This window comes from Acetivibrio ethanolgignens, assembly GCF_001461035.1.
GTDB lineage: Bacteria > Bacillota > Clostridia > Lachnospirales > Lachnospiraceae > Velocimicrobium > Velocimicrobium ethanolgignens.
In genome coordinates, this window is the sequence record NZ_LNAM01000150.1 from 16,070 (window position 1) to 40,760 (window position 24,691).

General features: G+C 42.4%; 27 protein-coding genes and 1 other RNA gene. 2 read left to right on the plus strand and 26 right to left on the minus strand.

Translation table 11 applies throughout. The features are described from left to right. Window positions 1-13 precede the first annotated feature (13 nt). From ASU35_RS08125 to ASU35_RS08180, 12 genes are all read right to left on the minus strand, one after another. On the minus strand, window positions 14-1,243 hold the full coding sequence (locus ASU35_RS08125; RefSeq protein WP_058352532.1) for a DUF6382 domain-containing protein: 1,230 nt from the start codon (window positions 1,241-1,243) through the stop codon (window positions 14-16). Further along, window positions 1,231-1,533 (minus strand): TadE family protein, encoded by a 303-nt coding sequence (locus ASU35_RS08130; RefSeq protein WP_058352533.1) that lies wholly within the window; start codon window positions 1,531-1,533, stop codon window positions 1,231-1,233. Before ASU35_RS08130 ends, ASU35_RS08125 begins: the two co-directional genes overlap by 13 nt. Continuing rightward, a complete protein-coding gene (locus ASU35_RS08135; RefSeq protein WP_058352534.1) occupies window positions 1,521-1,973 on the minus strand; it encodes a hypothetical protein in 453 nt (150 codons plus the stop codon). The genes ASU35_RS08130 and ASU35_RS08135 overlap by 13 nt, the downstream gene beginning before the upstream one ends. A 3-nt stretch (window positions 1,974-1,976) precedes the next feature. After that, window positions 1,977-2,756 (minus strand): TadE/TadG family type IV pilus assembly protein, encoded by a 780-nt coding sequence (locus ASU35_RS08140; RefSeq protein WP_147525405.1) that lies wholly within the window; start codon window positions 2,754-2,756, stop codon window positions 1,977-1,979. A gap of 46 nt (window positions 2,757-2,802) precedes the next feature. Then, complete coding sequence (locus ASU35_RS08145; protein WP_058352536.1) at window positions 2,803-4,188, minus strand: DUF5702 domain-containing protein; 1,386 nt, start codon at window positions 4,186-4,188, stop codon at window positions 2,803-2,805. Further along, complete coding sequence (locus ASU35_RS08150) at window positions 4,185-4,358, minus strand: Flp1 family type IVb pilin (protein WP_058352537.1); 174 nt, start codon at window positions 4,356-4,358, stop codon at window positions 4,185-4,187. Before ASU35_RS08150 ends, ASU35_RS08145 begins: the two co-directional genes overlap by 4 nt. A gap of 11 nt (window positions 4,359-4,369) precedes the next feature. Further along, window positions 4,370-5,572 carry a type II secretion system F family protein gene (locus tag ASU35_RS08155; protein ID WP_058352538.1) on the minus strand — a complete coding sequence of 401 codons (1,203 nt, stop codon included), beginning with the start codon at window positions 5,570-5,572 and terminating at the stop codon, window positions 4,370-4,372. Further along, a complete protein-coding gene (locus ASU35_RS08160) occupies window positions 5,562-6,389 on the minus strand; it encodes a type II secretion system F family protein (protein WP_058352539.1) in 828 nt (275 codons plus the stop codon). The genes ASU35_RS08155 and ASU35_RS08160 overlap by 11 nt, the downstream gene beginning before the upstream one ends. Continuing rightward, complete coding sequence (locus ASU35_RS08165) at window positions 6,289-7,533, minus strand: TadA family conjugal transfer-associated ATPase (RefSeq protein WP_058352540.1); 1,245 nt, start codon at window positions 7,531-7,533, stop codon at window positions 6,289-6,291. Before ASU35_RS08165 ends, ASU35_RS08160 begins: the two co-directional genes overlap by 101 nt. Beyond that, entirely contained in the window at window positions 7,509-8,462 is a 954-nt protein-coding gene (locus tag ASU35_RS08170; RefSeq protein ID WP_058352541.1) for a P-loop NTPase family protein, read from the minus strand. Before ASU35_RS08170 ends, ASU35_RS08165 begins: the two co-directional genes overlap by 25 nt. Next, entirely contained in the window at window positions 8,459-8,959 is a 501-nt protein-coding gene (locus ASU35_RS08175) for an A24 family peptidase (protein ID WP_058352542.1), read from the minus strand. The genes ASU35_RS08170 and ASU35_RS08175 overlap by 4 nt, the downstream gene beginning before the upstream one ends. Window positions 8,960-9,030: 71 nt before the next feature. After that, a complete protein-coding gene (locus tag ASU35_RS08180; RefSeq protein WP_172794622.1) occupies window positions 9,031-9,243 on the minus strand; it encodes a pro-sigmaK processing inhibitor BofA family protein in 213 nt (70 codons plus the stop codon). Between the two features lie 165 nt (window positions 9,244-9,408). Here ASU35_RS08180 and ASU35_RS08185 point away from each other — a divergent pair, with 165 nt between their 5' ends. Beyond that, window positions 9,409-9,612 carry a YaaL family protein gene (locus ASU35_RS08185; protein ID WP_058352557.1) on the plus strand — a complete coding sequence of 68 codons (204 nt, stop codon included), beginning with the start codon at window positions 9,409-9,411 and terminating at the stop codon, window positions 9,610-9,612. Window positions 9,613-9,685: 73 nt separating this feature from the next. On the opposite strand, the gene ASU35_RS08190 is transcribed toward ASU35_RS08185, so the two are convergent. The 6 genes from ASU35_RS08190 to ASU35_RS08215 form a co-directional block, all read right to left on the minus strand. After that, window positions 9,686-9,883, minus strand: coding sequence for a heavy-metal-associated domain-containing protein (locus ASU35_RS08190; protein WP_083504204.1), 198 nt, complete (start codon window positions 9,881-9,883; stop codon window positions 9,686-9,688). A gap of 16 nt (window positions 9,884-9,899) precedes the next feature. Then, the gene (locus tag ASU35_RS08195) at window positions 9,900-10,214 is read right to left on the minus strand and encodes a metal-sensing transcriptional repressor (protein WP_058352544.1); all 315 of its coding nucleotides are present in this window, start codon (window positions 10,212-10,214) and stop codon (window positions 9,900-9,902) included. Between the two features lie 19 nt (window positions 10,215-10,233). Next, the gene (locus ASU35_RS08200; protein ID WP_058352545.1) at window positions 10,234-12,489 is read right to left on the minus strand and encodes a heavy metal translocating P-type ATPase; all 2,256 of its coding nucleotides are present in this window, start codon (window positions 12,487-12,489) and stop codon (window positions 10,234-10,236) included. 170 nt (window positions 12,490-12,659) lie between these two features. Further along, window positions 12,660-13,964 carry a UDP-N-acetylglucosamine 1-carboxyvinyltransferase gene (locus tag ASU35_RS08205; RefSeq protein WP_058352546.1) on the minus strand — a complete coding sequence of 435 codons (1,305 nt, stop codon included), beginning with the start codon at window positions 13,962-13,964 and terminating at the stop codon, window positions 12,660-12,662. 40 nt (window positions 13,965-14,004) lie between these two features. After that, window positions 14,005-14,550, minus strand: a complete 546-nt coding sequence (locus ASU35_RS08210; RefSeq protein ID WP_058352559.1) for a shikimate kinase — start codon at window positions 14,548-14,550, stop codon at window positions 14,005-14,007. Between the two features lie 7 nt (window positions 14,551-14,557). Then, complete coding sequence (locus ASU35_RS08215; RefSeq protein WP_058352547.1) at window positions 14,558-15,148, minus strand: flavin reductase family protein; 591 nt, start codon at window positions 15,146-15,148, stop codon at window positions 14,558-14,560. Between the two features lie 88 nt (window positions 15,149-15,236). Here ASU35_RS08215 and ASU35_RS08220 point away from each other — a divergent pair, with 88 nt between their 5' ends. Continuing rightward, entirely contained in the window at window positions 15,237-15,578 is a 342-nt protein-coding gene (locus tag ASU35_RS08220) for an Ig-like domain-containing domain (RefSeq protein ID WP_058352548.1), read from the plus strand. Here ASU35_RS08220 and ASU35_RS08225 read toward each other — a convergent pair. From ASU35_RS08225 to ASU35_RS08255, 8 genes are all read right to left on the minus strand, one after another. After that, on the minus strand, window positions 15,575-17,233 hold the full coding sequence (locus tag ASU35_RS08225) for a putative manganese-dependent inorganic diphosphatase (RefSeq protein ID WP_341416584.1): 1,659 nt from the start codon (window positions 17,231-17,233) through the stop codon (window positions 15,575-15,577). The genes ASU35_RS08220 and ASU35_RS08225 overlap by 4 nt on opposite strands. Window positions 17,234-17,248: 15 nt before the next feature. Further along, window positions 17,249-18,448 (minus strand): tetratricopeptide repeat protein, encoded by a 1,200-nt coding sequence (locus ASU35_RS08230; protein WP_058352550.1) that lies wholly within the window; start codon window positions 18,446-18,448, stop codon window positions 17,249-17,251. Window positions 18,449-18,462: 14 nt separating this feature from the next. Beyond that, window positions 18,463-20,772, minus strand: coding sequence for a hypothetical protein (locus tag ASU35_RS08235; protein ID WP_058352551.1), 2,310 nt, complete (start codon window positions 20,770-20,772; stop codon window positions 18,463-18,465). Between the two features lie 187 nt (window positions 20,773-20,959). Beyond that, an RNA gene (gene ffs / locus ASU35_RS18665) (signal recognition particle sRNA large type) lies at window positions 20,960-21,222 on the minus strand. A gap of 90 nt (window positions 21,223-21,312) precedes the next feature. Continuing rightward, entirely contained in the window at window positions 21,313-21,894 is a 582-nt protein-coding gene (locus ASU35_RS08240; protein WP_058352552.1) for a hypothetical protein, read from the minus strand. Between the two features lie 20 nt (window positions 21,895-21,914). Further along, a complete protein-coding gene (locus tag ASU35_RS08245; protein ID WP_058352553.1) occupies window positions 21,915-22,766 on the minus strand; it encodes a hypothetical protein in 852 nt (283 codons plus the stop codon). Window positions 22,767-23,044: 278 nt separating this feature from the next. Next, complete coding sequence (locus ASU35_RS08250) at window positions 23,045-23,818, minus strand: tetratricopeptide repeat protein (protein ID WP_147525406.1); 774 nt, start codon at window positions 23,816-23,818, stop codon at window positions 23,045-23,047. Next, a complete protein-coding gene (locus tag ASU35_RS08255) occupies window positions 23,740-24,375 on the minus strand; it encodes a hypothetical protein (RefSeq protein WP_147525407.1) in 636 nt (211 codons plus the stop codon). Before ASU35_RS08255 ends, ASU35_RS08250 begins: the two co-directional genes overlap by 79 nt. Window positions 24,376-24,691: the final 316 nt, after the last annotated feature.

Consider the following 24,691-nt stretch of genomic DNA (forward strand, 5'->3'; position numbering starts at 1 on the left):
ATATATAAATTTTTTAATCTATGACTGGTTCAAAATAATACCCTACATCAGCAAACCTTACCTTATCTCCCGGCTCTAAATGTCTTCGTTCATTACTTTTAAGCCGCTCTCCATTCAGATAAGTTCCGTTGGTAGAATTTAAATCAACCAGATAATATTCTCCTCCCAGATATTCTATTTTTGCATGAAAGCGACTGACTGCCGGGCTTTCAATAGAACTATTCACCTGTGTCTTAAGCTTGCCAAAAAAGAAGGGAAATTCTATCAATTCAATATCCTGATATTTATATTTGTCCTCTGCCCTTAAAAAGCTTTTTCTTTCCATCCCCTCGCTAGCCAGTATAGCTGTATTTTCTTCCTCCTGCCTTTCCCATTCAAAAACAGCTTCCTCCCTTAAAGGCTCCCTCGCCGGAATATATTCCACCTGATGTTCCAGCCTTATTTCTTTATTTTCCGGCAAAAACAGACGGCTGCATACATAAGCTGTCACAGCTCCTACAACCATAAGAAAGACTGCCGCCTGCACCGGCTGTGGCCTCCAGAGAAATAATCCCGCACCTGCCACAAAAAGTCCTGCTATTATTATTCCTGCTGCCATAATATAGATTTTTACCGGATATTTTTCTACCATTTCGTCTTCTTCAATCCGTTCTTCAAATTCCGGTATATCGGTACAAATCCTTTGGAGCCTTTCCGCCTTTTCCTTTCGCTCCAGCTGTACCAGCTGTGGGCCGACAAAGCCCTCCGGCTGCCGGGCAGACTTATACAATCCGTAAACATACAAAACCATATCCTCATTCTTGTAATCCGCCACATTCATTAAATATTCTGTAAAATCTCTCCATTTCTTTTCCATAGGGCACTGATAGCCCGGAGCATAGCACAAATAGAGAGAAAAATCCAAACGGTCAAGAAAAATGGTTTCTGCCTCCAATACATAGTCCTCCGGACGCAAAAGATATTCCTCTCCTCTTTTTATTACCTCCTGAATCTTCCCTATGATTTCCTCCAAAAATGCCCTGTCCATGCCTCTACCTTCAAAAACAGCCTTCAATGACTGCTTTCCCGTAACATCCCAAAGACATTCCTTGCCTGCATTTACTGTACGGATTTCAAGAGGCAGAATTCCTTTTATTGTATTATTTTGTATAAGCTTTAGAAAATATCCTTCTTCTAAAGCAATCTCTTCCCGAAGAAGTATATAATTCCGCCCCATATCTCTCCTATATTCTATCTCTGCCATTTTTCTGTCCTCCTTTTGTATTCTGCCGGATGAAATACATAGGCATCCTCTGGCTGTTTTCTTTCCGGTGTTTCTAATATTTTCTCGTAATCCGGTCTTCCCGTTTCCGTATCTCCAATATGTTTTTCTTCCATTTCTTTTCTCTCAAAAATCTGCAGCACCTCCAGATCCTGCACAATTTCCTCCTGCAGCAAAAGGCCACACCTCAATACCCCGAATACTACTAAAAGAATTACCGGCATAATAAGGGCAGCCTCCACTGTAAAGCTTCCCTTTTTTACAGCTTCCATAAAAGACCTCCCACATATGCCAAAAAAACATACGGCATTAGCGGCTGTTCCTTTGGACTATCTCTCTCTCCTGTGAGCCTTTTATAAAGAAAGCCTGCAAAGAATCTTCCCAATAGCAAAATCAGACCGCCTAGCAGCAAAAGACTGCTTTCCCAAAAATCAAGAAACAGCCCACACACCAAAAACACCAATCCATCACCAAAGCCCACCTGTCCATGACTTAAGATTGAGACAGCTAAAAGAAAAATTCCAACGGCAATACCACCTATTCTTCCAAGTAGCTCCTCCGGTGAACCAAGGCCTGCTCTCCAGAGTCCTGCTGCCAGCCAGATTCCACCGACTACCATCCAGACAGCCAGCCAAAACAAACTGATTTCCTTCCTCCTCCCATCTGTCCAGGCACAGCCTCCTAAAAAAATCCCCATCAAAATATCCTGCATCCTTTATCCTCCACATTTATCGCATGCTCGAAGCCCTACTGCCCTTGAAAGCGGAATCTCATAAATCGTTCTGTTAATCCCCTTGCACCCAAGAGAGGAATGAAAGCACTCCCCCTCCTTCGTAATATAAAGTGCCGACTCCATAGCCTCTTTCTTTTTTATGCAGCTTTCACAAGGGTAGTACTTTCCTCCCTTTTTGTTTCTTTTCCGGAATACTTCCTCCTTCCCTACCATCTGTATTGAAGGATTCAAAAAGCTGCAGTCCTTATACCGATGATATACTGTACCATATTTCGTAATATATACCCGTTCCTCTTCTCCTGCAGCTTTTCTTTTCCATACCCCAACACCGCTGAAAACTCTGCTTTTTACCATCTGATGTATTGTAATCCCTTCTCCAGCAAAAAAAGGTATTGGAAGCCGTACTTTATACTCCGCTTTTACTACTATTTGCTCTGTTCCCGGTACAATGAAGGAGCCCTGCAGTGAAATTCCCTCTTTTCCATCTTCAATATAGATGAGCTGGCCTTTTCTCTCCTCCATATACTGATAAAACCGTCTTTTTTCCAGTATTCCATATTGAGATGCCGCACGGGCTGTCACTGTAAGCCCTTCCTGGATCCATTCATATCCCTGTACCATTCTCATAAAGTACAAGAACACCAGCATGGCAGATAAAAAAATTGGAAGAACAAAGGCCGCTTCTACCGTAAGTGACCCCTTTCCGGATGAAACCAGGGGATATTCTTCTTTTATAAAATTTTTAGGCGTATTTTCTGACACTCCTTCCCTCCTTTGTACAAAAAATATCCTCATCCGGCCGCATCTCCTAGTAGGAGTAGTGCCTTTTCGCTTCTAAAATCCAGTCTCTTCCAAGCTTTCCCGGCAGCTGGTATTCTGCTCTCATATGTACTCCAAATACCGTATCCTGAAGAGAAAACTCCTCACCATAGCGAAGCCTGATATTCTCATCTATCAAATACCATGCAGCCTGCCTTCGTTTCTGCTCTTTTTTAAAGCTAAGAAACAGGCTTAGATAGGCCTCGTAATCCATGATTCCTTCTATTTTCCGCTCCCTGGCCTTTCTTCGCACCATCTCTTTGGAAAAGGAAAAAAGCTCCCCGAAGCTTATGCTGAATTCCTCCGCTCCCTTCCACAAAGATACCTGGCCACCCTGTAAAAGAATACAGACATCAACTAAAGCCTCCTCATATCCCCAACCCAGTAAAATAAACTGCTGCCCTGCCCGGATAAGTGGCTCAAGTCCGGTAAAGCCCAAGGCCGTCAAGGCCATCTCATATGCCATCTGGCTCTTTTGACTGTCCTGGTTAATCATCAGATAATTCAACGTTGTTCTTGTAAGCACCAGTCTCCGAAGCCAGGCTTCCATATTATCCCTATCGCTTTTCTTCCCCTCCATCAGGTACTCCAGCTCATAATCCAGAAGTGAATTCGGCCTTTGAAATTCTATTGTTTTTTTACAATAGGATTTAAAGTGCTCCCGATAATACCGAAGTTCTGCTTCTTCAACCATCCGCTTTTGTAAAAACCTCTTTACCTGTCCAAGATTCTTCTCCGGCCTTGTAGAAGAAAAGGAATATCTCCCTTCTCCAACTGCTGGACCACCCTTCAGCTTTTTTGCAGACAGCTCTGCCGGGTTATCCAGAACCATTTCCATGATACTTCTCCCCCAGACCGCCTTCAAACTCCCCATTTTCCGGCGTTCCTCTCTCCCCTCCTCAGTTCCTTTCCAATCCTCCGGAAGAGCTGCTTCCCCTTTTGAAGCATTTTCTGCCAAGACCTTATCTGCCGCTTCTGTGTATTTCTCAACAAAATTCCTTTCCAGCAACGCCTCCCCACTCCGATACCTTTCATAGGCTTCTATCTGATGCAGAAATATCTTTCCATCGTAATCCGTCCCCCACACAATTTCCTCTATAGTAAGCTCTTTACAGGACAAACCATAAGAAAGCAGCATATACTCCCGAACTCTCCCCTCCAGATTCTCTGGAGACAGTCCAAACAGATGATATTCCTTCCAAAGAGGTTCATAATACTCGGTAAATACACTGCTAAGCCCCAGATTTAAGCTTCTTTCCCCTGCAGTTCTTGCACCCTCGACTCGAAGCCGTTCCAGAAGCACAGTAAAAAAACCAAGAAACAAAAGCAAAAGAAGGGTTAAAAATACTGTAATTTCTCCTCGCAGGCCTTTCATTTTAGTATTTTCCCGCTATCATCACGAATGCTTTTAAATGCCTTATCAATAATTTTCCCTATCTCTTCCTTAAACATCAGAACGAGGCCAATTAAGATTACCAGAATTAAAATAATTTCTACTACACCAACGCCATCCTCTTCCTTCCAAAACGCCTGAACTTCTCCCATTTTTCTCCTCCTTAAAATTGTAAAAATGCCGGAACCATAATGATCCCCAATGTCAGAAGCAAAAGTATACCCATGGGAAGCAAAAGCTTTACTCCAATCTCTTCTCCCTGCTTTTTTACCTGTGCCTTTTTTTCAAAAAAACTCTCTGCCAACTCCCTCTCTAAAAACTCTAGAATCTCTCCCGTTCCGGACTTAAGATTCTGCGACAGTAAAGCCCCCAGGCGAATATAAGGCAAAAGACCAATCCTATCTCCAAAATGAAGATAGGCCTCCTTTTCTGACACTCCATTTTTCAGCTCCTGACATGTCTTATAAAGTTCCTCCTCTAAGGCCCGTCCACAGGCCTCCTCCCTAAGCTTAAAAAAACAATTTCGTATGCTCATTCCAGCTTCCAGAAATAATAAAAGCTTTTCTGTCAATGCCGGATACTCTCCCAAAAGCTTCTGCCGTTGCCTTTCTTTTCTTTCTTTTTCCTCTTTCCTTAGTGCTATATAGGTAAATATCCCGGCTGCCAGAGAAAATAAAAGCCATTCACCGCCTCGGCTTTTTTTGTTTTCCACAGCGTAATAAGCCACTGGCACTCCCTCTTCAAAGGGCAGCTCTATCCTTTGTTCTTCAGACTGGGAGCCTTCTCTTTCTTGTACCTTTTTTTCTATAAGCTGCCTCCAGGTTTCTTCCTCTGTCCACAAAGGCGGCAGTATTTTTACCGGGATTTCCACATCTCTTCGCTCCTCCTGACATAAAAGCACCGCTATTATCACTGCCTCTGTCCCATCTTCCGGTATATTTTCTAAAAGAAGCCTTCCCTGCCTGTCAAAGCACTCATTGTCTCCCATATCCCAATACACCTCTACAGGCAAGTCTGGCACCATAGTTTCCAGAAAAAGATTTTCCGTAATTTTATCCCAGCCTTTATTTTCACCAAGGCAGGCAGTTTTTATATACTCTTCGGCCTTCGCCAGAAATTCCGCTATCTCTGCTTCTGTATATGTCCTTTCCTGTACCGTTACCCGGATTTCCTGCTGCTTACCCTTTTCGTTTTCTATCAGCAGAGCTTCTTCTCTTGCCCCCTCCTTCCACTTAGGTCTCTCCAATACATACAGCCGCTCTCTTTTTTGTCCCCATATTCCAAGGATACCTCCAACAGCCAGAAGAAACAGGGTTATGCTTATACTGAGCATTTCCTTTTTTACCACAATTTTCTTATATTTCAATCTCAGTCATCCTCTCTCCCAGACAGATTGCCCCCAAATAGACAGCCATAACCAATGTCATAAATAGCTGTCCCAGCAGATTATGATATAAAATATCCAGAAAGCCCGGTGAAAATAGCTGTAGATACAGTATCATTCCTGGTACAATCAGGCACATAATATGAAACTCCAGTCTTCTGGAAGCAGTCTGTACCTGGATTTCCTGTAGGACAGCCTGTTTTTCCTTCATTACAGTAATGTCTTTTTTAATTATCTGTACAAGATTCCCTCCTCTTTTTCCAGCTGCTGCAAACACCTCACCGAATGTTTTTATATCTGCTATCCCACTTCTTTCCCCCAATTCCAGAAACAGCTCTTCCAAAGGACGATTCACTGCTAGCTGCCGCTGCATATAAACAAGCTCTGTAAGCATCAGGCTATCCTTTTTCCCATTTTCTTTCATATCCTTTATCGCTTCCCGTACCGCATTTTCTTTTGAATAACCGACCTCCAGTGCATTTAAAATAGCTTCTGCTCCCTGACAGAATTCCTTTCCCAGTTGCTCTCTCCTGGTCTGTTTTTTCTCCCTCTCCCGTTTTTTTATATAAAAAACAGCTCCCGAAGAAACCACCGCAGAAATTAGCCATTCTCTAAAAAACAGATAGCCTAAGCCGCAAAAAAGTACCATTCCCTCTGCTCCATATATAACCTTTTCTTTTTTACTGCAGCAATAGCTTCTATAATCCGTCACCTTCCCCTTTGACACGGCAGAGCTTTTCCCGCTGCAAAAATGGATTTTCTGTCCTTTTAAGACTTCCTTTAATTTTCCCTTCTTCATCCATCCCCTCCTCTTCAAAGACAAAAAGAGAATTCATCTGATAAGCTTCTCCGAATAAGCCGACAACCTCCGTAATCTCCAGTACCCGACGGGAACCATCCCTAAGCCGCCCCAGATGTACAATAATTTCCAGGGCAGAAGCAATCTGCTGCCGTATCGCCAGAAGCGGAATATCCATTCCCATCAACACCAGGGTTTCCAGCCGGTGCAGCATATCCTCCGGGCTGTTAGCGTGGCCTGTGGACAGGCTTCCATCATGTCCTGTGTTCATCGCCTGAAGCATATCTACTGCTGCATCATCCCGCACTTCGCCAACGATAATTCTACTTGGCCGCATCCGTAGTGCTGATTTTATCAAATCTCGTATCCGGATCTCATTTTTCCCCTCTATATTTGCCGGTCTGGCTTCCAGAGCTACCAGATTCTTAATTTTTAAGTCAAGCTCTGCCGAATCCTCAATCGTAATTACCCGTTCCTCTCCGGGAATCCCCTCTGCCAGTGCATTCAAAAAGGTTGTTTTACCAGAACCGGTTCCTCCACTGACAAAAATGTTGTAACCAGCCCGGGTAAGCTCCTTTAAAAAGACTGCTCCCTCTGAACTGATAGCTCCTAGTTCCTGCAAAACCTTCATCGTGAAGGGCTCCCGGGAAAACTTACGAATAGTTACAGCCGTTCCCTGCAGGGCTACCGGGTTCAAAACTACATTCACCCGTGAGCCGTCAAGCAGCCGGGCATCCATTATTGGATTTGCCTCATTTACCCGGCGGTTTACAGCTGCCGCCATCTGTTGCACTACATCAATCAGCTTGTCCTCCGACTCAAACCTTTTATTCCATTGTTCTATTCTGCCGTGCTTTTCTATAAATATGCTTTCCGGTCCATTTACCATAATTTCCGTGACCTCTTCATCCTCCAAAAGCTCTTGTAGAATATCCAGCCGTCGAATACTGTTAAAAATCTCCCGGCCAAGCTGCCGCCGTTCTTCCAGATTTAAAAAAGCTTCTCTTCCTCTTTTTGCCACCAGCCTTTCAATCTGTTCCTTTACCGCTTCATCTGTAAGCTCTGGCAGACTGCACAGCTCTTCCTTCAACTCCTCCTGCCACTGTTTTTTCAAATCATCTAATTGTTGTTTGCCAGTTTCCATAAAAAGTGCTCCATTTCCGGACTGTTAAGTCTCGGTACTCGTACTCTTTCCATATGTGTAAGAAGCTCCTCCCTACCTTCGGTACGAAGACTCCGTTCCAGAGCAGCCTGTTTTCCAAGACTTTCTTCCTCCTTAAGCCTTGGAACAATAATCCGGCTACACCCTGCCAACAATCCAAATACCCAGGCAGCCATACACCCAATATCAAATATAATGATGTCATAGCTACTCTTTTCCAGCTGTCCTATCAGCCAGTTGATATCCCCTTCTGTCAGAGAAGTAATATCTCCATAGTAGTCTGTCGGAAAAATACACTCTGTTCCCTGACAGCATTCTGTCAAAGAAGCTATCAGCATAAAAAGATTTTCCTTTCTTTCCTTCACATAATAGAGCAGGTCTGTCATCCCGCCCGGATAACCATTCTCCGAAATAAGACTTCCAAAGCACTCCATATTCAGATAAAGTACTCGTTTCTCTCTGGAAAGATACTGTCCCAATGCCAGTGCCAGCGTCGTTTTTCCGCACCCACCTACCGGTGAATACACTGCCCAAAGTTTAACATTCCCCATCACAGCTGTTTCCCGCAAAAAACGAAGCTTCTCTCCCGCATAACAGCTCATGATTTCCTTTTCAATATTTTCTGCCGGCTGCAGCTTATAAACTACTGGATATCCAAGCTCTTCTCCTACCTGTGTCCCTTCCGACAAAAGAAGTATCTTTCCTTTTGTCTGTGTCGCAATCCTATCCTCCCAAAGCTCTTCCTCAATCAATAAAATATCCGCTTCATGAGTGCTGATATAAGAAAGCAACGCTTGAACAGTCGTAAAAATACAAATTTCAAAGGTCTTTCCCTTCCGGTTTATAAAATCCATCAACCGGCGTGCATAGGCCTCCTCTCGATCACATATAATCAATATGCCTTGATTCAAAGATTCCCTCCTTTTCTCAATATACACAAAAGAAATCCGCCCAGAACCGCCACCGCAAAATGCACCACCGGCGTATCTCCATCTCTTTCTTTTTGGTAATAGGGCACAATCTCTCCTGTCTTTAAATACCTGGAAACATACTCTGCAAGATACTGCAGACGAAACTTCAGATTCTTATATCTGAGTAATTGAAATACAGACATCCCCGCACCCAGGAAAAGGGCAGCGACGATAACCCTAAGAACAAAGGAAGCTCCATACAAACCTCCAATTACAGAAAACAGCTTAATATCCCCAGCTCCCAGCATCCGAAAGCGAAATAAAAGCCAAAGCAGTAATACAGGAACCAGCATCCCGAGGAAGAAGGGGAAAATTCCCATATATCCGTTCTGTCGTATGTTTGTAAAAACTCCCAATAGCAGTCCTGCCAGTATAATACGATTAGACACCCGGCAGCTCTGCACATCCCCTACTGCAGCAGCTATAAGAAGTGCCACAGCTAAAACCTCTGTAAAAACCCTCTCCTCCTTTCTTGTAGCGTCTATACTATCACAGCTTTTTCATTTTGTCAATAGGCTCCAAAGCTGTGACAAAACAAAATACCATACAAAAGAAGCAGGCCCGGAAAGCCAAGGACACCTACTGTTGCTATCGTTTTAACGTTAATTCCTACAACCATCTGTAAACCAATATACTGAAAAATAGTATTTAGGGCATAGATGGCAATTCCTCCAAAAACAGCCCGCAACAAAACGTTTACAAGCATTTCTATTTTTTTCATTTTTATCCTGTCCTCTTTTTTTATTATTATATTTTCCAATTCCATTCTATATGCTTCTTTTTAGAATAAAACTGTAAATATATGCCTATACTTATAATACAAAAGTTTCCAGAAAGGATGGTTCAATTGCTTCAAAGATTCCTTCTAAAACAAGAAAAGAGCCCCCTGGAGCTGGAGCTGGAACTAATTCAGCACCAGCTTTCCATGACAAAATCTTCAATGGAAGCAGCATATTCCAATTTTGAAAATGTACAGGATCCGGATTTAATTGACTGTTATATCTACGAATGGAATGCCGCCCAAAAACGCTATAAATTTTTATTAAACCAGGCAAAACAAATCAAGCAAAGCTTAGAAAATGCAGTTTGACAAGTTGTTTCCCAAAAAGAAGCAAAAGGCTGCTGCACCCGAAAACCAGGTACAGCAGCCCTTAGCATAAGCTCTATTCTGCTACAACAGCAGTAAATCCAATATCCTCCAGTTCATCAATCGCCGTCTTTACACAATGCTCACGGCCATCAATGGTTACTGACTTATCCTCCAGAGATACACTGTACTTAATATCTGCTGCATCTAATACCTTACTGATTCTTTCTACGCACTTTCCACAGTGCATATCCTCTACCCTTAATGTTGTCACTTTTCTTTCCTCCTGTTTATTTCATTATTTTCCGCAGAGTATTCAAAAGCTCATCTATTACTTCTTCCTTCCCTGCTTTAATATCCTCTACCACACAGGTTCTAATATGGTTTTCCAAAAGCTTTTTATTAAAGCTGTTTAATGCTGACTGCACTGCTGATACCTGTGTCAGAATATCCACACAGTAGCATTCATTTTCTACCATTCCCCGGATGCCGCGAACCTGTCCTTCAATCCGGTTCAGCCGGGTTATCAAATCCTTGTATTCCTTTTCCTCTCTGTGCTTACGCTTGTGACACTCACAGCAGACTGCTTCCTTTTTCTGTTCCATACCAAACCTCTTTTCTCTTTTACAACCTCTTTGTTCTAAGCCGCAAAGCATTTGTTACGACACACACCGAGCTTAGAGACATCGCAAAGCCTCCTATCATCGGGCTTAACAGCATTCCGTTTACCAGATAAAGAGCTCCTGCCGCTACCGGAATACCTATGCTGTTATAGAAAAATGCCCAGAACAGATTCTGCTTGATGTTGGTAATTGTAAGGCGGCTTAAACGAATTGCCTTTGCCACATCCCGCAGGTCAGATTTCATCAGCACAATATCTCCGGAGTCAATCGCTACATCGCTTCCGCTTCCTATAGCACAGCCTACATCTGCCTGTACCAGTGCCGGTGCGTCATTGATACCATCGCCTACCATCATAACGCGTTTTCCTTGATTTTGCAAATCCTCTACAACCTTCGCCTTATCATCCGGAAGTACTTCCGCAATAATCTCATCTACGCCTGCCTGCGTTCCAATGTATTCTGCTGCTTTTCTGTTATCACCGGTCAGCATATATACCTTAAGCCCAAAGCTCTTCATCCGTTCTATCGCCTCACGGCTTGTCTCCTTCATGACGTCTGCCACGCTGACAATACCAGCTACCTCTCCATCTATCGCCACCAGCATCGGTGTCTGCCCCATACCGGACAGCCGCTCCATGGAAGCTTCGTAGGCTGTCAAATCAATTTTATTTTCCTCAAACAGGCGGCGACTTCCCACCAGCAGCTCGCTACCATATAAAAGCTTTGCTTTTACTCCCATTCCAGTCAAGCTTACAAAGCTTTCTGTCTTTTCAAGCTCAAGTCCTTCTTTTTCTGCCTCTGCTACAACCGCCTTTGCCAACGGATGCTCCGAGGCCCTTTCTACAGAAGCAGCCAGCCGCAGCAGCTCGCGTTTTTCCATTTTATCAGAAATAATCTCAGTAACCTTTGGCTTTCCTTCTGTAATCGTTCCTGTCTTATCCAAAACAATAGCATCTATCTTATGTGCCTGCTCCAGTGCCTCACCAGAACGTACCAGAATACCGTTACTGGCTCCCAGTCCTGTACCAACCATAATTGCTGTCGGTGTCGCCAGCCCCAGAGCACAAGGGCAGGCAATAACCAGCACCGATACAAAAACATTTAAAGCAAAGGAAATATCCTGTCCCATCAGAAGCCAGACAATAGCTGCTACCAGTGCAATTGTTATAACCACCGGCACAAATATTCCTGCTACCCGGTCTGCAATTTTAGAAATCGGTGCTTTTTTCCCCTGGGCATCCTCCATCATTTTAATAATCTTTGCCAGAGTGGTATCTGCACCGGTTCTGGTAATCTCCACCTCCATAACACCGTTATAATTGATACTGCCACCAATTACCTCATCGCCAAGGGCTTTTTCTACCGGAACACTTTCTCCGGTCAGCATAGCTTCATTTACGCTGCTTTCACCACCTACAACTCTTCCATCCATCGGAAGTCTTGCTCCCGGCTTCACAATCACAATATCACCCAGAGAAAGCTCCTCCACAGAAACCTCTCTTTCTCCCGAGGTTGTCTTAAGTATCGCTGTATCCGGTGTCAGCTCCATCAGCTTTTTTATCGCACCCTTTGTTTTTTTCTTGCTGTTCTTTTCCAGATATTTTCCAAACATAACCAGTGCCACTACCATGGCTGCAGATTCATAATAGAGCTGGTGGGCATATTTCATATCCAAGGGTATCATAAAGGTCATAACCAGACTGTAAAAAAAAGCACTGGTTGTTCCAATCGCTACCAGAGAATCCATATTTGGATTGCCGTGAAGCAACGTCTTAAAACCTTTTAGATAAAAGCTCCTCCCAAAATACAATACCGGTATTGTAAGAATCAGCTGTATCACTGCAAAATTTGTCGGATACTTGTCCATGGATAAAAGCTCTGGCAGAGGTGTGCCACCTGGCACCATATGTCCCATTGCAATATAAAAAAGCGGAATCGCAAATACAAAAGCTCCGATCAGCCGGTGCTTTGCATCCTTTATCTGGGCCTCCTCAGGATCATTTTCCTCCCTTGGTAAAGCCTTTTCTACTCTTTTCAAAGGCTCCTCATATTCCTTAATACCAAAGCCGGCTTTTTCTACCTTTGCTTTTATTTTATCGGGATTTACCTGGGTCTCATCATAACAAATAACCATGCGGTTCGTTGCCAGATTAACATCACTTCGTTCAACTCCCGGAAGCTTTCTCGTCACACGCTCTACTGCAGCACTGCAGGATGCACAGGTCATTCCCTCAATTAAATAGGTTTCTTCCTTCATTTTCCTTCCTCCTCATACCCCCATGGGGTATATTAACACTATACTCCTAGGGAAAGTATTTGTCAAGAGGTATTTTCTATACGCTTTTTTCAACCGGAAAAGACAAAAAGTAAGGAGGCTTAGTCTGTTAAACGTAAGCTTCCTTACAAAATAAAGCCTATTAAATTATCCTAGCCTACCTTCAGCTTAAACTTCTGGATGGCCTTCTCATCCTCAACATTTACCTTCTCAATCGTAGCACCGAGAGCAGACAGCTTCTCTTCAAAGGCCTCATACCCCCGCTCTATATACTCAATCTGGTCTACAAAGGTATAGCCCTCCTCAGCAGCAAGTCCCGCAATCACCAGAGCTGCTCCAGCACGAAGATCTGGTGCCGAAACAATAGCTCCGTTAAATTTCTCTGTCCCATTGATAATAGCAGTATTGCCTTCTACAGTAATCGTCGCACCCATACGGCTTAACTCATCTACATATTTGAAACGGTTCTCAAAAATACTCTCCGTAACAATACTTGTGCCCTCTGAAAGTGCTAAAAGGGTAGCAATCTGCGGTTGCATATCCGTCGGAAACCCCGGATATGGCAGTGTCTTCACATGAGTATTCTTAAGACGCTTCTTTGCAATCACACGGACTGCATCATCAAACTCCTCTACCTCAGCACCAATTTCCACCAGCTTTGCAGAAATCGCCTCCAGATGCTTTGGAATCACATTTTTAATCAGAACATCGCCCCGGGTCGCTGCCGCTGCCACCATAAAAGTACCTGCTTCAATCTGATCCGGCACAATAGAATATTCGCTTCCATGGAGCCTATCTGTACCCTTGACGCGGATAACATCCGTACCGGCACCCTTGATATTGGCTCCCATGCTATTTAAGAAATTCGCCACATCTACGATATGGGGCTCCTTCGCAGCATTTTCAATAATCGTCTTACCCTCTGCCATACAGGAGGCAAGCATAATGTTAATTGTCGCACCTACACTGACAACATCCAGATAGATATGATTTCCAACCAGCCGCTCTGCAGCTGCATCGATCATACCACCCTGCTCAATTTCCACCGTTGCCCCCAGTGCCTTAAAGCCCTTAATATGCTGGTCAATCGGACGACTTCCGATATTACAGCCGCCAGGAAGTGCTACCTGTGCTTTTTTATATTTACCTAATAAAGCTCCTAAAAGATAATAGGACGCTCTGATTTTACGAATAAATTCATAATCAATACTGACAGAACCAATGTTGCTGCCGTTAATCTTAACGGTATGGGCTCCTACTCGTTCTACTCTGGCACCAATACCTTCCATTGCCTTTAAAAGAACGTTGATGTCACGGACATCTGGCAAATTCTCAAGTGTAACTGTATCATCTGTCATAATGGCTGCTGCCAAAATGCCTAGTGCAGCATTTTTTGCTCCTCCGATGGTTACCTCTCCTACCAGGGGCTTTCCACCTTTCATAATATATTCTTCCATTTGACACCTCTGCTAATCTATAATAATTTTCCCATAACAGTCAGCAGTCTCCACTGCCTTCCAACACATCTCCCCTAATCCAATTGATTATACCATTGTTTTCCTCATTTGTAAAATGGCTTTTTACTTTTTCCAATAATTCACCAATTTCCAAGCCATCTGCCTCGACAACCACATCGGCATACTTTTCATATAAAGGACATCTTTCCTCATACAAATCCTGGAAGCTTTGACCCTCTCTTAAGACCACTCCCCGTTTTTTCGGATTACCCACCCGTTTCAGCACTGCCTCATAGCTTAGCCTGATATAAACTATCGTTCCAGTCTTTTTAAAATGCTTCATTGCCTTTGGCCCGTAGACCACACTGCCGCCTGTAGCAATCACCGTTTTCTCCACCTCAATAGAAGCATTGATTTCTTCTTCAATCTCAACGAAACGGTCCAGACCTTCCTCAGCAATGATTTCCCTGAGAAGCCGATTTTCTCTTTCCTGAATCACCAGATCCGAATCCAGAAAATGATAATTTAATGCCTTTGCTAGAATAACGCCAATCGTGCTTTTTCCTGCTCCCGGCATACCAATCATAACTATATTATTTTTCACGTCGTTTTCTCTCCTTTTTCGGCTTCTGTACAGAATATCCAAACTTTCCAAGTCTTTCGCCCGCATCGAAATATTCTCCATGGGAATAAATCAATGGATTAGCCAAGCTTAAATCAAACCGGCCTTTTTCATCCATATACTGCTTATCTACACGGACGCCTGTCACCTCTGCCAAAAACATATGATGAGAGCCAAGCTCCTGGATTTCTCTGACCCTGCACTCAATATTGACTGGGCTTTCCAAAATTCCCGGTGCTAAAACCGTCTCGCTCTCTGACGGCGTCAGCCTCATCTCGGCAAACTTGTCCACCTCTCTGCCGGAACGGACACCACAAAAATCCGTAGCCCGGGCCAGTTCTCTTGTGGTCAGATTAACAACAAATTCCCCACTTTTCTTTATGATATCGTAGGAATACCGCTCTGGCCGGATGGACACATAAACCATCGGCGGATTGGTACAAACTGTCCCTGTCCACGCCACCGTAATAATATTTGGCTTCTTCCCTTTTTCCTGGCAGCTCACCATGATAGCAGGCAAGGGATATAGCATATTGCCTGGCTTCCAAAGCTCCTTTTCCATAAAACTCCTCTTTTCCGATTTTATCAAAATTCCCTCTATCCTTTTACCGTATTTTGTATTATAATAGAGCAAAAGCGGGGTGATTAATGTGTCTAACTATCTTGATATAGAAGCTATGTCCGATGGACTAGAAGATAAAGTAAAACAAAATCTTAGGTTTAAAACAGGCAAATTTGTGTGGCGTGTCAAGTTTACTACACCCTTAGATGCCCGTACTGTGAACAATGTCAATCTATTCGTTACCAGTGCCGATGGAAAGATTCTAAATACATCCATCCATTATGACGCAGAAAGCAGCGTCATTGAGATAGAGCCCTTAGAAGCCTATGCCCAGCACGAATCCTATACCCTTAACATTACCACAAAGGTACAGTCAAGGGGTGGACAGAAGCTCAAGGCCCCTGTCCGTCTTCAATTTAAGATTGATTAGTTATTTTCCTGCTGAAGTGCCATCATCAGTGTCGGAATCAGCTGTTTCTTACGGGAAACGACGCCATCCAGCTTAAGACCTTCAGCAGGATTTTTAATTCCAAAAGCCTTTCTAGCCAGCTCATCTGCACCACCTCCTGCACACAGAAGCTGTGTTGATTCCTCCATAATATCTGTCAGCATAAAGAACAGCATGGAAACCCCGAGTTCTGCAAAGGTCTCTTTCATATACTCCTGCATTTTCTCCTGAATTGCCTGAAGCTCCTCGCCATTCATCGAATTAATCTGACCTACAGCAAAGATAATCTCTCCTGAAGTAAACTTCTTAAAATCCTGATGTAGAATCTCTTCACAGGATTTATGTCTTAAATCACTGCCTGCGGTAAACATTTCCTTTGCATATTCAGCTACATCAATACCTGCAATCCCTGCCAGTCTTTCTGCCGCCTCTTTATCAACCTCTGTACAGGTTGGAGAGCGGTATACCAGTGTATCCGAAATAATAGCAGAGCAAAGAAGTCCCGCAATATAAGGCTCAATCTCAATTCCATTTTCCTCATACATCTGATACACAATTGTAGCGGTACAGCCCAGAGGCTGGTTGCGGAAAAATACCGGACTCATCGTCTGGATACCGCCCAGCCGGTGATGATCAATAATCTCTAAAAGCTCCGTATCTTCAACACCACTGACGGACTGGGAGCGTTCATTGTGATCTACTAAAATCAACTTTTTCTTCTTTGTATTCAACAGAACACGGCGAGAAATCATACCCTCGTATCTGCCCTCCAAATCAAGAATCGGAAAATCACGGAACCGCTTTTTCGCCATAATTTCCTTAATTTCCTCGATATAATCTTCCATCGTAAAAGAAATGATACCCTCACGGCACATAAAATGGCGGATTGGCATACTCTGGTTAATTAATCTCGCCGCTGTATAAGTATCATAAGGTGTTTTGATAATCGTACAGCTCTTACTTTCAGCCAGCTTACAGATAGTATAAGACACTGCAGCACCATCACAGACAATAATACACTGAGCATCCATCTCAATAGCACACAGCTGAGACTCATACCGGTTTCCAAGAATAACAATATCATCCTTTTCAATGTAGCTTTCCATTAAATCCGGATTTGCCGCCGCAATCAGCATTTTCCCTTTCGTCACCTCTTTGGAAGGATCACCGACCACCATTTCTCCATTCAAGGTTTCGATAATATTTTTATAAGGTGTCCTTGCCTCAGAAATAATCTTATTGTCGTAAATCTCCATATAGGACTTTGCAATATCACCAATAGTAATAACACCCTCCAGCTTACCATTTGGGGCTACAATCGGCAGGGTATGAGCTTGAATCGCCCGCATAGATTCCCATGCCTTTTTTAAGGAAATTGTCCCATCTACGCCCTGAGTATAGCGGTACTCAATATCCTTCACCTGGGTTCTCACGTCTGAAACAAACTCCGGCTCCTGAACTCCAAACCGCTCCAATACAAACCGGGTCTCCGTATTCACATCTCCAGCTCTCTTCGGAAGATAAGTGCGACCCGTTATCTTACTTTTCAAATTCGCATACGCAATCGCCGAGCAGATAGAATCCGTATCCGGATTCATATGTCCGATAACCCATACCGGCCTTTCCATTCCTTCCATAGCCATTAGCTCCTCCTAAACTCTGATTTCAAATTCAATCATACTTTGCAGCTTTCTGTTTCTGCGAAGAACAGACTCCAGTCCATCCTCTTCATCTGCAAGAATTACAACAATTCCATTTTCTCTTTTCCGCATCATCTGGTTTAAGCTCTGCAGAGAATTGATAGAGAGCTTCCCTGCGTCACTGACTAAAAGGCATCCATCCTTCAGCTGTGAAAGCTTATCTGACAGGTTAATTTCATTTAAACGGGAGCTGTTAATGCGTGCTAGCTTCGCCGCTTTTGTTACCTGCTTTGCCGCGAGTCCCTTTGATATGGTCTTTGCAAAATCTGTTATTTTTTCTTCATCCTCACCAATAAGAGCAAAATGAGGCAGCTTTCCATTTCCCGAAATCTCATCCAGAAGCTTCAGCATTTTTGTCCGTTTATCACTACCCTCTACCTCTATAGGTGGCTCCGGCCCAGCAACTGTCTGCTGTAGTTCAAAAACCGCTTCCTCCTCGGAAAGCTCTTCCGGTATCTCTTCATCCCTTTCATAAAGGTCAGCACGTTTCTTATCATTCTCAGCCGCTATTGCTGCTGCCAGCTTTAAATCTGCTGCCAGGTTCCTGGTTTCCTCTATCGCTTTTGGAGAAGAGATATCCAGCCCATCCATATAATGAAGCTTCAAAAGCATAGCCTTTTCCACAATTCTGCCTTCGCCAAACCACATAATAATGTCACTGCACTCATTGATACATTCCTCTTCCATGCCCTCCTTGTGGTACAGCTTAGCCAGCTCATAAGCCCACTCTTCAATATAGTCTTCCTTCTTTAATTCCTTTAGGTCTTCAATCAGCTGCCTTCGCTCAGCTCCCCGTCCCTTATCCAGAAAATACTTCAAAATCAGGCGGTCACTGGACTGAGCAGGTAGGGCAATATATTCCCTGTAATACTCCTCTGCCTCCTTAATCTGTCCACACTTTACAGACAGATAAATCAATTGATACAAAATTCGTCTTGTCTGTACCCTGCCATACAAAAACTGATATACCTCGAGAGCACGATCAAACTTCTCATTCTTAATAAAAACATCGGCAATCAAATTCAAATCGGCAATCACTTTCACCTGTTCTAAAGGCACATCATCTATTGCCCCTAATGCTTCACCAAATTTCTTATCATTTACAAGATTCCGTGCCTTTGCACACTTCATCATGCTATCATATTTACTCATTAACGGTTCTCCTTTTACTTATCCCGATAATATTCCTGTGTTCTTATAAGTTCCTCCGGTATCGTAACACCTTCCTTTTCCAACATACGATAACGCAAATCAATTTCCTTTACCTTTGCTGCCTTTTCCCGGATATACCGCTGCATAGCATCTGCAAAAATAGGCTGATTTTTTACACTTTCACGAATGTTTACACTAAACGGACAATAGAATGCGAGAATCTCTCTTGCCACCTTATTCATACGGATAGAGCCCTGGGACTCATTTTTAACCCAGGTTTCATAATCCTGTACAAATACTTCCTTTGCACTGCTTCTTGCCTTCTGTAGCTGAAGCTTAATTTTTTCCTTTCGTTCCTCGGATAAATCCCTGTTTTTTCTATAAAACTGGATATAATCCATATATTCACTGGTAAGAGATTTATACTTAATATTATTCCACATGGCTCCCTGGATTGTACGGCACATCTCCCATCGGAACCGACCGCACATCTGCACCAGAACCTCCTCCAGTCGGCCATTCATAAAGGCCGGAAGCAAAAATCTTCCCTTGGAGTCTCTTCTTCTGCCGCTGATTTCCTGCCACATGACGCCATTGCTTCCACCGATTGGCATAACTATAATATCCGGGAATACCTCCTTAACAACGTATTCCTTTTTAATACCAGCCTCCTGATTCTCATACAGAGATTCCCGGCAAAATAGGGAATAATCAATTGACCGGATTTTCTCAACAGCCTCATTGATAACCTGTGCTGTCAGCCGGCAGCCTGCCGGACCGCCAATAAAGGAATTTTCATACAGGAATGGTACAAAGCTTGTAATCTGTCCGGAAACAATACGGTTATTATAAGCAAACATATTACGAATCTCGTACTGTACCCGGCGTACCGGATCCTTAAGCTGCTCCTTTGCCTCTTCTCCTGTAATTTCCTTATTTTTCTTAAGCTCCCTTAAATGCTCCTCAAAATCAAGGTCAAACTCACTTTTGGATGGAAGACGCTTCCCCTCATAAATCAGAGTTAGCCATTCCTTCATATTGTATACATGGCAAGGCTTACCTCTTTCATCCTTTTCCAGATTAACAAGCTCAACCAGCTCTTCCTTTGTCAAAAGCCGTTCATCAAACAGACCATATTTCAAAAACAGCTCTACTGCAATCGGACAATCGCTATCCTTTACGGCACGGAAAAACACCTTTTCATACAGACCGTAATAAATCGACACTATTTCTCTTCTAAGAGTTCTACTGTTATCATCTGCAGCCGTCTTATCCTTCATGTGATAGAATTTGTCTACCAGCTCCTTAAGACGCTCTGCTTTATCCTCTTCAAGCTCACCATAGCCCAGAATCCGATCTACTGAATTCTCCAGACGGGCCACCTGGTCTACCATCGACATCGGCTCTGCCTCTACGGCACCGGCACCTGCCAGCACCTTAAAGTAAGTATCCTCCAGATCATCCCGATTAATATCCAGAGGAATCCCTGCTTTATTCAGCAAAATATCCTCGGTCTGGTTAAGCTGCTCAATAATCTCATCCAGAGAATCCTGTAGCTGCATAGAAACCTTTTTCCCACACTGCTTTAGCTGGATTAAAAGTCCTGATACCAGACGGAACAGGTTGTCCCCATCGACACCATACAGCTCCTTTCTAAGGCTGTCAAAATACTCTGCTGTCTCCACAGACTCTTCAATAATTTCTCGTACCAATACCGTCTGCTCTTCGATATGGTACAGACATATTGTGCTATTTCTGTAAAAGGCTTTCTGCACATCTATCGGCGTATCTGCACATTGCACATAGTAATTTAACTGTCTTGCTGATGCCATATGACTTGCTGAAAAAGCATCCATTACTTCCAGATTCTGATTTAGCTTTATCTCATATCCATTTTCCCGGCAGCCTTTTTTATACAAATCATACTGCACCTTTAAAAAAGTATACAGTGCATTTGCCCCTATCAAAAGACTTTTCTGTACATCCTTCAGTTCTTTGATGTACTTGCTAAAGGACGCCACCATTAAGCTTCCATACTCTCGGTTAGAAGCTATAATATTCTCAATATCGCTACCTTCTCTTGCTGCAAAAGGAAATACAACCGCATTATCGAAGGCCGTATAGGATACGCCATAAACGCCCTCCTCCAGGTCACTTACTCCTAAAAAATTGCCAGAACCAATGACCAAACGGACTCCCCGTTTTTCTACCAGAACTCTGCCCTTCAGCACCAGGCAGACTGACTCAACAGGTTCTCCTTCGCTGTATATCGTAACTCCCCTTGCAATTTGATTTACAGTATTTACTCTCAAATCGATACCCATACCGGTTCTCCTTTGGAATTTAATCTATTTCTTATTATAATGCATTCTTCCGCTAAGATAAAGCCTAAAGTAAAATTTTTTGTTCTATAGGACGAACTTCCTATACTGCAAAAAAAGCCAGCAGCTACACTTTTCATGTAGCCTCTGGCTAAAATATCCTATTGAATAAAAAATTTAAATAAAAAATCCGTGCATCCGGCGTTGAATCAATTTTCCTAACCGTTACCTCTACAGTTTGCTCAGCCCAGGCTTCCTCACGGCACATGGGAGGTTTCACTTAGTGCTGCTTCATTCCTGACCTGACACGGTTCATGAATTCCCATTGCGTAAGACCCAAACGTCAACGCCACTTATAGAGGGCTGCATTAGAAAAACCAACCCGAAACCGGACATCACCCCTGCTATAGCGGATTGCAGGTACAGGGCACCGCTAACTCCCCAGCTGCACGGAAATGTTATGACAAATACAGTACGTCAATGACGCTGTTACAGTATATCCTTTTTTAAGCGTTCTGTCAAGCTTTTACTACTAAAAGACAATTAAGGTTCCTTTTTCCAAAGGTACAGACCTTCGGTGGTAGCTATTCTTGTGAGCAGATTAATCGTATCCTTCTTCCTTGTAAATACCTCTGCATACAAGCCACCCACCCAGATGATAAGCTCGGCTTCTGCGAAAAAAATAATATGAGTCGTTTTTTCCCGCAAAGAAAGTTGTGTAAGCCGTTTATATGCAGACAGGCTTTCAATACTCACCAACTTAATCTCTGTTCCATCATGAGATATATCTTTACTACTTATACACTCAATGCCACTATTTAAAATGTCTGGATTTACTTCTGTTTCACATCTACTGTCATAAAATCCCCACAGTAGAGTCAAAACCCGAAGAAAGCTCTCCTCAATACGATTATAGTTACTATAATCGGCACCATACTCCTCACTGGAATAACATACCTCTATCTGTGAATATTTTTTATTATCCTTCATCTGAACAGGTATATAATCAAGAATATACCAGTCATCCGGATAATGTTCAGCTAAAAAACTCCATAAATCATCGCTAGATTTCGGAAATTCAAAGCTCTCCCATTTATCAAAGAAGCTATCTTGCTGCTTATACATGTCCCCTCCTGTTTTTATCACTACTTGCTTAATATTTTACCATTTTGTGCCAAAGATGCTATTCTTTTTCCAACATAATCAAACAGCTTCCAATAGCGTCCTCCATGACCAGCTGTATCTCTTTGAATATACCAGCCAAGGGGTCCCATCCATGTTGGTCGATGCCCACCCGGCTTCTTTCGGTTAAACCTTGAAATATCTACATCGCCATTTGATTTAAGAAGCCTTTTGGGTATATTATTTCTAATCTGATTTATTTCTGCTCTAGCCACCCTCTCCTTCGCATCACTTTTTATCTTTGTAAAAGCAGATGAAATATTGGTGCCAGTGCTTGAAAAAGCTTTCTGAAAAGCACTAACAATCCGATTAAATTTAGGTGAAACGGTGTCCCAATTAGCAGCAATAACCACAGCTGTGCTAGCTGTAGCCGCCGCAAGCAAAATGTCTCCAACCGGAAGTGGTCCATCTGCAATGGCTGCTACCATCCCCGCTCCCATAGCCTTTAATGAGTAAACTACTGCTGAAGGCAAACCAAGAGTCGCAAGCTGAGCAGACAGAACTGTCATTGGATCAATAGATGAAACAGCAACACGTGCTATAGGAATTTTTCTAAGAGTCGTAAAATTAGGGTCGACATAAGTTTTATGGAACTCGAGTAATTTGGGATCTCTTGCAAGAGCTTTCTCAAAAATAACCTTTGCCTTTGAATCAAGTGCATTATATGTATTTCTAGCATATGTTATATCCTCTTGAGTTCCAATAGACAAATCATAGGCAACACCATATTCGGTGGCAAAAGCTGTTGCTGGTAACTCCAACACCATTGACAATACAAGTATAACACTCAAAACTTTAGCTGTAAACTTTTTCATAATACTCATCCTTTCTAGCATTTGCTAATTTTTACAAAATATCTATACTTATTTTATTAATTATCTGTCCAATAAAACATGACGTTTTTAGAGACTTTCAAAAATCCCCAAAAACGTCATGCTAATCATTCATTTTTTATGTATACTATTATTAAACTATTTTATTAAAAGGGAGAAATTATTATGAAAAAAAGAAAAAATTTACTTATTTTATTATTAATTACAGGTATCCATGTGCTTTCTTTATTCTCTGTCAATAAGCTTCTTTCCCCTAAATCTCAAAAATTATTCTCGCCAGAAATTACCCTTGCCCAGGTTTCTTCTCCATACTGTTTCTGACAATGCTCTCTAATCCCACTGCCAATCACCTTATCTTCCATTAGAATACTAATATAATATGCCTGTTTATATAGCTGTAAACAGGCTTCTTCTTTTCTTCCCTGCTTCTCCCAAACATATGCTTTATTTGCGAGTATTTTATCCAACAGTAGCCCTCGTCTACATTTCAATACCAATCTTATTGCCTTTTCATGCCACTCCAATGCCTCTTCATATCTCTTCATTTCCTCCAGGTAGACTGGCAGATTTTCCATAAAAATTAATACTCCTGTTGTTCTATGTTGGTTTTTCACACTGCTTTGGTCACACCCTGTCAAAACATCTTCATATATTTCTATTCCACGCTCCTTCTCTCCAATTTCAATGTGTGCCAATGCAATTCCATTCAATATTACCATTTCTTGTCTGGTTAGAATATACTCTTTAAAGGATAACTTTTCATAATTTTTCAATGTAAGAGAAAGTGCCTCCCCAAATACTTCTAATGCTTCCTGATAAGTAAGCTCTCCTAATTGCACTCGAACCATAGTCTTCATATAAAGCAAATATTGTCTGCCTTCCAACGTATCTCCACATTCAAAAAGTTCTAACTCCTTCCTTGCTTCTTTAAATTTTCTATGTCCCATCAACCAGTCTATTTTCCACTTCTTTTCCAGTTTTTTAAAATCCCAAATAGCAAGCTCTGTACTTCGCTTTTCTTTTCTCCACCCCAAACGCTCCGTAAGTTTCCCAAAATTTCGTTCATGAGCCCTCCTCCCTTTTTAATACGGGCAAGTGTTTCCGGTTCGCAAATTCCTTCACTTAGTTGCTCCTGCGTAAAGCCTCTACCAATTCGATTTTTGCGAATAACCTCTTTTTCAACATAAAACTGCTTTTTTAAACGTACAAGTATTCCTGTTTTTTCATCTATATAACCATATTCTTTACAAATATCCTCAAGTATCATATACTCTTCTGTAAACTTTTTTGCTTCCTCAGTCTTTCCCAATTCATTTTTCACAAATATTTGCAGCTGAAGAAGCTCTCGCAAATAACAAATAGAATCTATATCTATTAGAAGTTTTACCGCATCCTCCCCTACTTTCTCTGCTTCCTGCCAAAGTTTCTCTTTTATTAGTTCTCTTTCTAATAACATTGCTGCATAAGGATAAATCTTTCCTTTTTCTTCTATATCCTTCCATTGTTTTTCCATATAAGTAAGAGCTTTCTGCATAAAAGCAATTCGTCTTTTTCCTTGTTTCTTTTTTTCTCCCCATAAAATCAAAAGCATTAGCTCATCTCGTCCCATTGCCAGGTTCCAAATATCTTTCTCCCTTATAAATGGCAATGTCCTTTCTATTGCTTTTTCCAGCCACAAAACACATTCTTTTTCTGATGTTTCCCAGAAAAGCAGTGCTTTTACCATATCTATATACTGCCAGTGCAGCACATACTTTTCTTTGAGATTTTTTTCATAATTCTTTAAAAATTCTTTTATAAGTGATACCTTTCCCTCCTGGAGAGCCTCCTCTATCTTTTCTCTCATCTCATAAAAAAGTGTCTTCGACACATCAACTCCCCTAGCCCCTCATTCATGAGGGGAATTA

Excerpts from the sequence above, each read along its gene's own strand:
- ASU35_RS08125 (WP_058352532.1), bottom strand. The coding sequence starts at position 1,243 with ATGGCAGAGATAGAATATAGGAGAGATATGGGGCGGAATTATATACTT.
- ASU35_RS08130 (WP_058352533.1), bottom strand. The coding sequence starts at position 1,533 with ATGGAAGCTGTAAAAAAGGGAAGCTTTACAGTGGAGGCTGCCCTTATT.
- ASU35_RS08135 (WP_058352534.1), bottom strand. The coding sequence starts at position 1,973 with ATGCAGGATATTTTGATGGGGATTTTTTTAGGAGGCTGTGCCTGGACA.
- ASU35_RS08145 (WP_058352536.1), bottom strand. The coding sequence starts at position 4,188 with ATGAAAGGCCTGCGAGGAGAAATTACAGTATTTTTAACCCTTCTTTTG.
- ASU35_RS08150 (WP_058352537.1), bottom strand. The coding sequence starts at position 4,358 with ATGGGAGAAGTTCAGGCGTTTTGGAAGGAAGAGGATGGCGTTGGTGTA.
- ASU35_RS08160 (WP_058352539.1), bottom strand. The coding sequence starts at position 6,389 with ATGAAGAAGGGAAAATTAAAGGAAGTCTTAAAAGGACAGAAAATCCAT.
- ASU35_RS08165 (WP_058352540.1), bottom strand. The coding sequence starts at position 7,533 with ATGGAAACTGGCAAACAACAATTAGATGATTTGAAAAAACAGTGGCAG.
- ASU35_RS08180 (WP_172794622.1), bottom strand. The coding sequence starts at position 9,243 with ATGAAAAAAATAGAAATGCTTGTAAACGTTTTGTTGCGGGCTGTTTTT.
- ASU35_RS08195 (WP_058352544.1), bottom strand. The coding sequence starts at position 10,214 with ATGGAACAGAAAAAGGAAGCAGTCTGCTGTGAGTGTCACAAGCGTAAG.
- ASU35_RS08200 (WP_058352545.1), bottom strand. The coding sequence starts at position 12,489 with ATGAAGGAAGAAACCTATTTAATTGAGGGAATGACCTGTGCATCCTGC.
- ASU35_RS08205 (WP_058352546.1), bottom strand. The coding sequence starts at position 13,964 with ATGGAAGAATATATTATGAAAGGTGGAAAGCCCCTGGTAGGAGAGGTA.
- ASU35_RS08210 (WP_058352559.1), bottom strand. The coding sequence starts at position 14,550 with ATGATTGGTATGCCGGGAGCAGGAAAAAGCACGATTGGCGTTATTCTA.
- ASU35_RS08215 (WP_058352547.1), bottom strand. The coding sequence starts at position 15,148 with ATGGAAAAGGAGCTTTGGAAGCCAGGCAATATGCTATATCCCTTGCCT.
- ASU35_RS08225 (WP_341416584.1), bottom strand. The coding sequence starts at position 17,233 with ATGGAAGGAATGGAAAGGCCGGTATGGGTTATCGGACATATGAATCCG.
- ASU35_RS08230 (WP_058352550.1), bottom strand. The coding sequence starts at position 18,448 with ATGAGTAAATATGATAGCATGATGAAGTGTGCAAAGGCACGGAATCTT.
- ASU35_RS08235 (WP_058352551.1), bottom strand. The coding sequence starts at position 20,772 with ATGGGTATCGATTTGAGAGTAAATACTGTAAATCAAATTGCAAGGGGA.
- ASU35_RS08240 (WP_058352552.1), bottom strand. The coding sequence starts at position 21,894 with ATGTATAAGCAGCAAGATAGCTTCTTTGATAAATGGGAGAGCTTTGAA.
- ASU35_RS08245 (WP_058352553.1), bottom strand. The coding sequence starts at position 22,766 with ATGAAAAAGTTTACAGCTAAAGTTTTGAGTGTTATACTTGTATTGTCA.
- ASU35_RS08255 (WP_147525407.1), bottom strand. The coding sequence starts at position 24,375 with ATGCTTTTGATTTTATGGGGAGAAAAAAAGAAACAAGGAAAAAGACGA.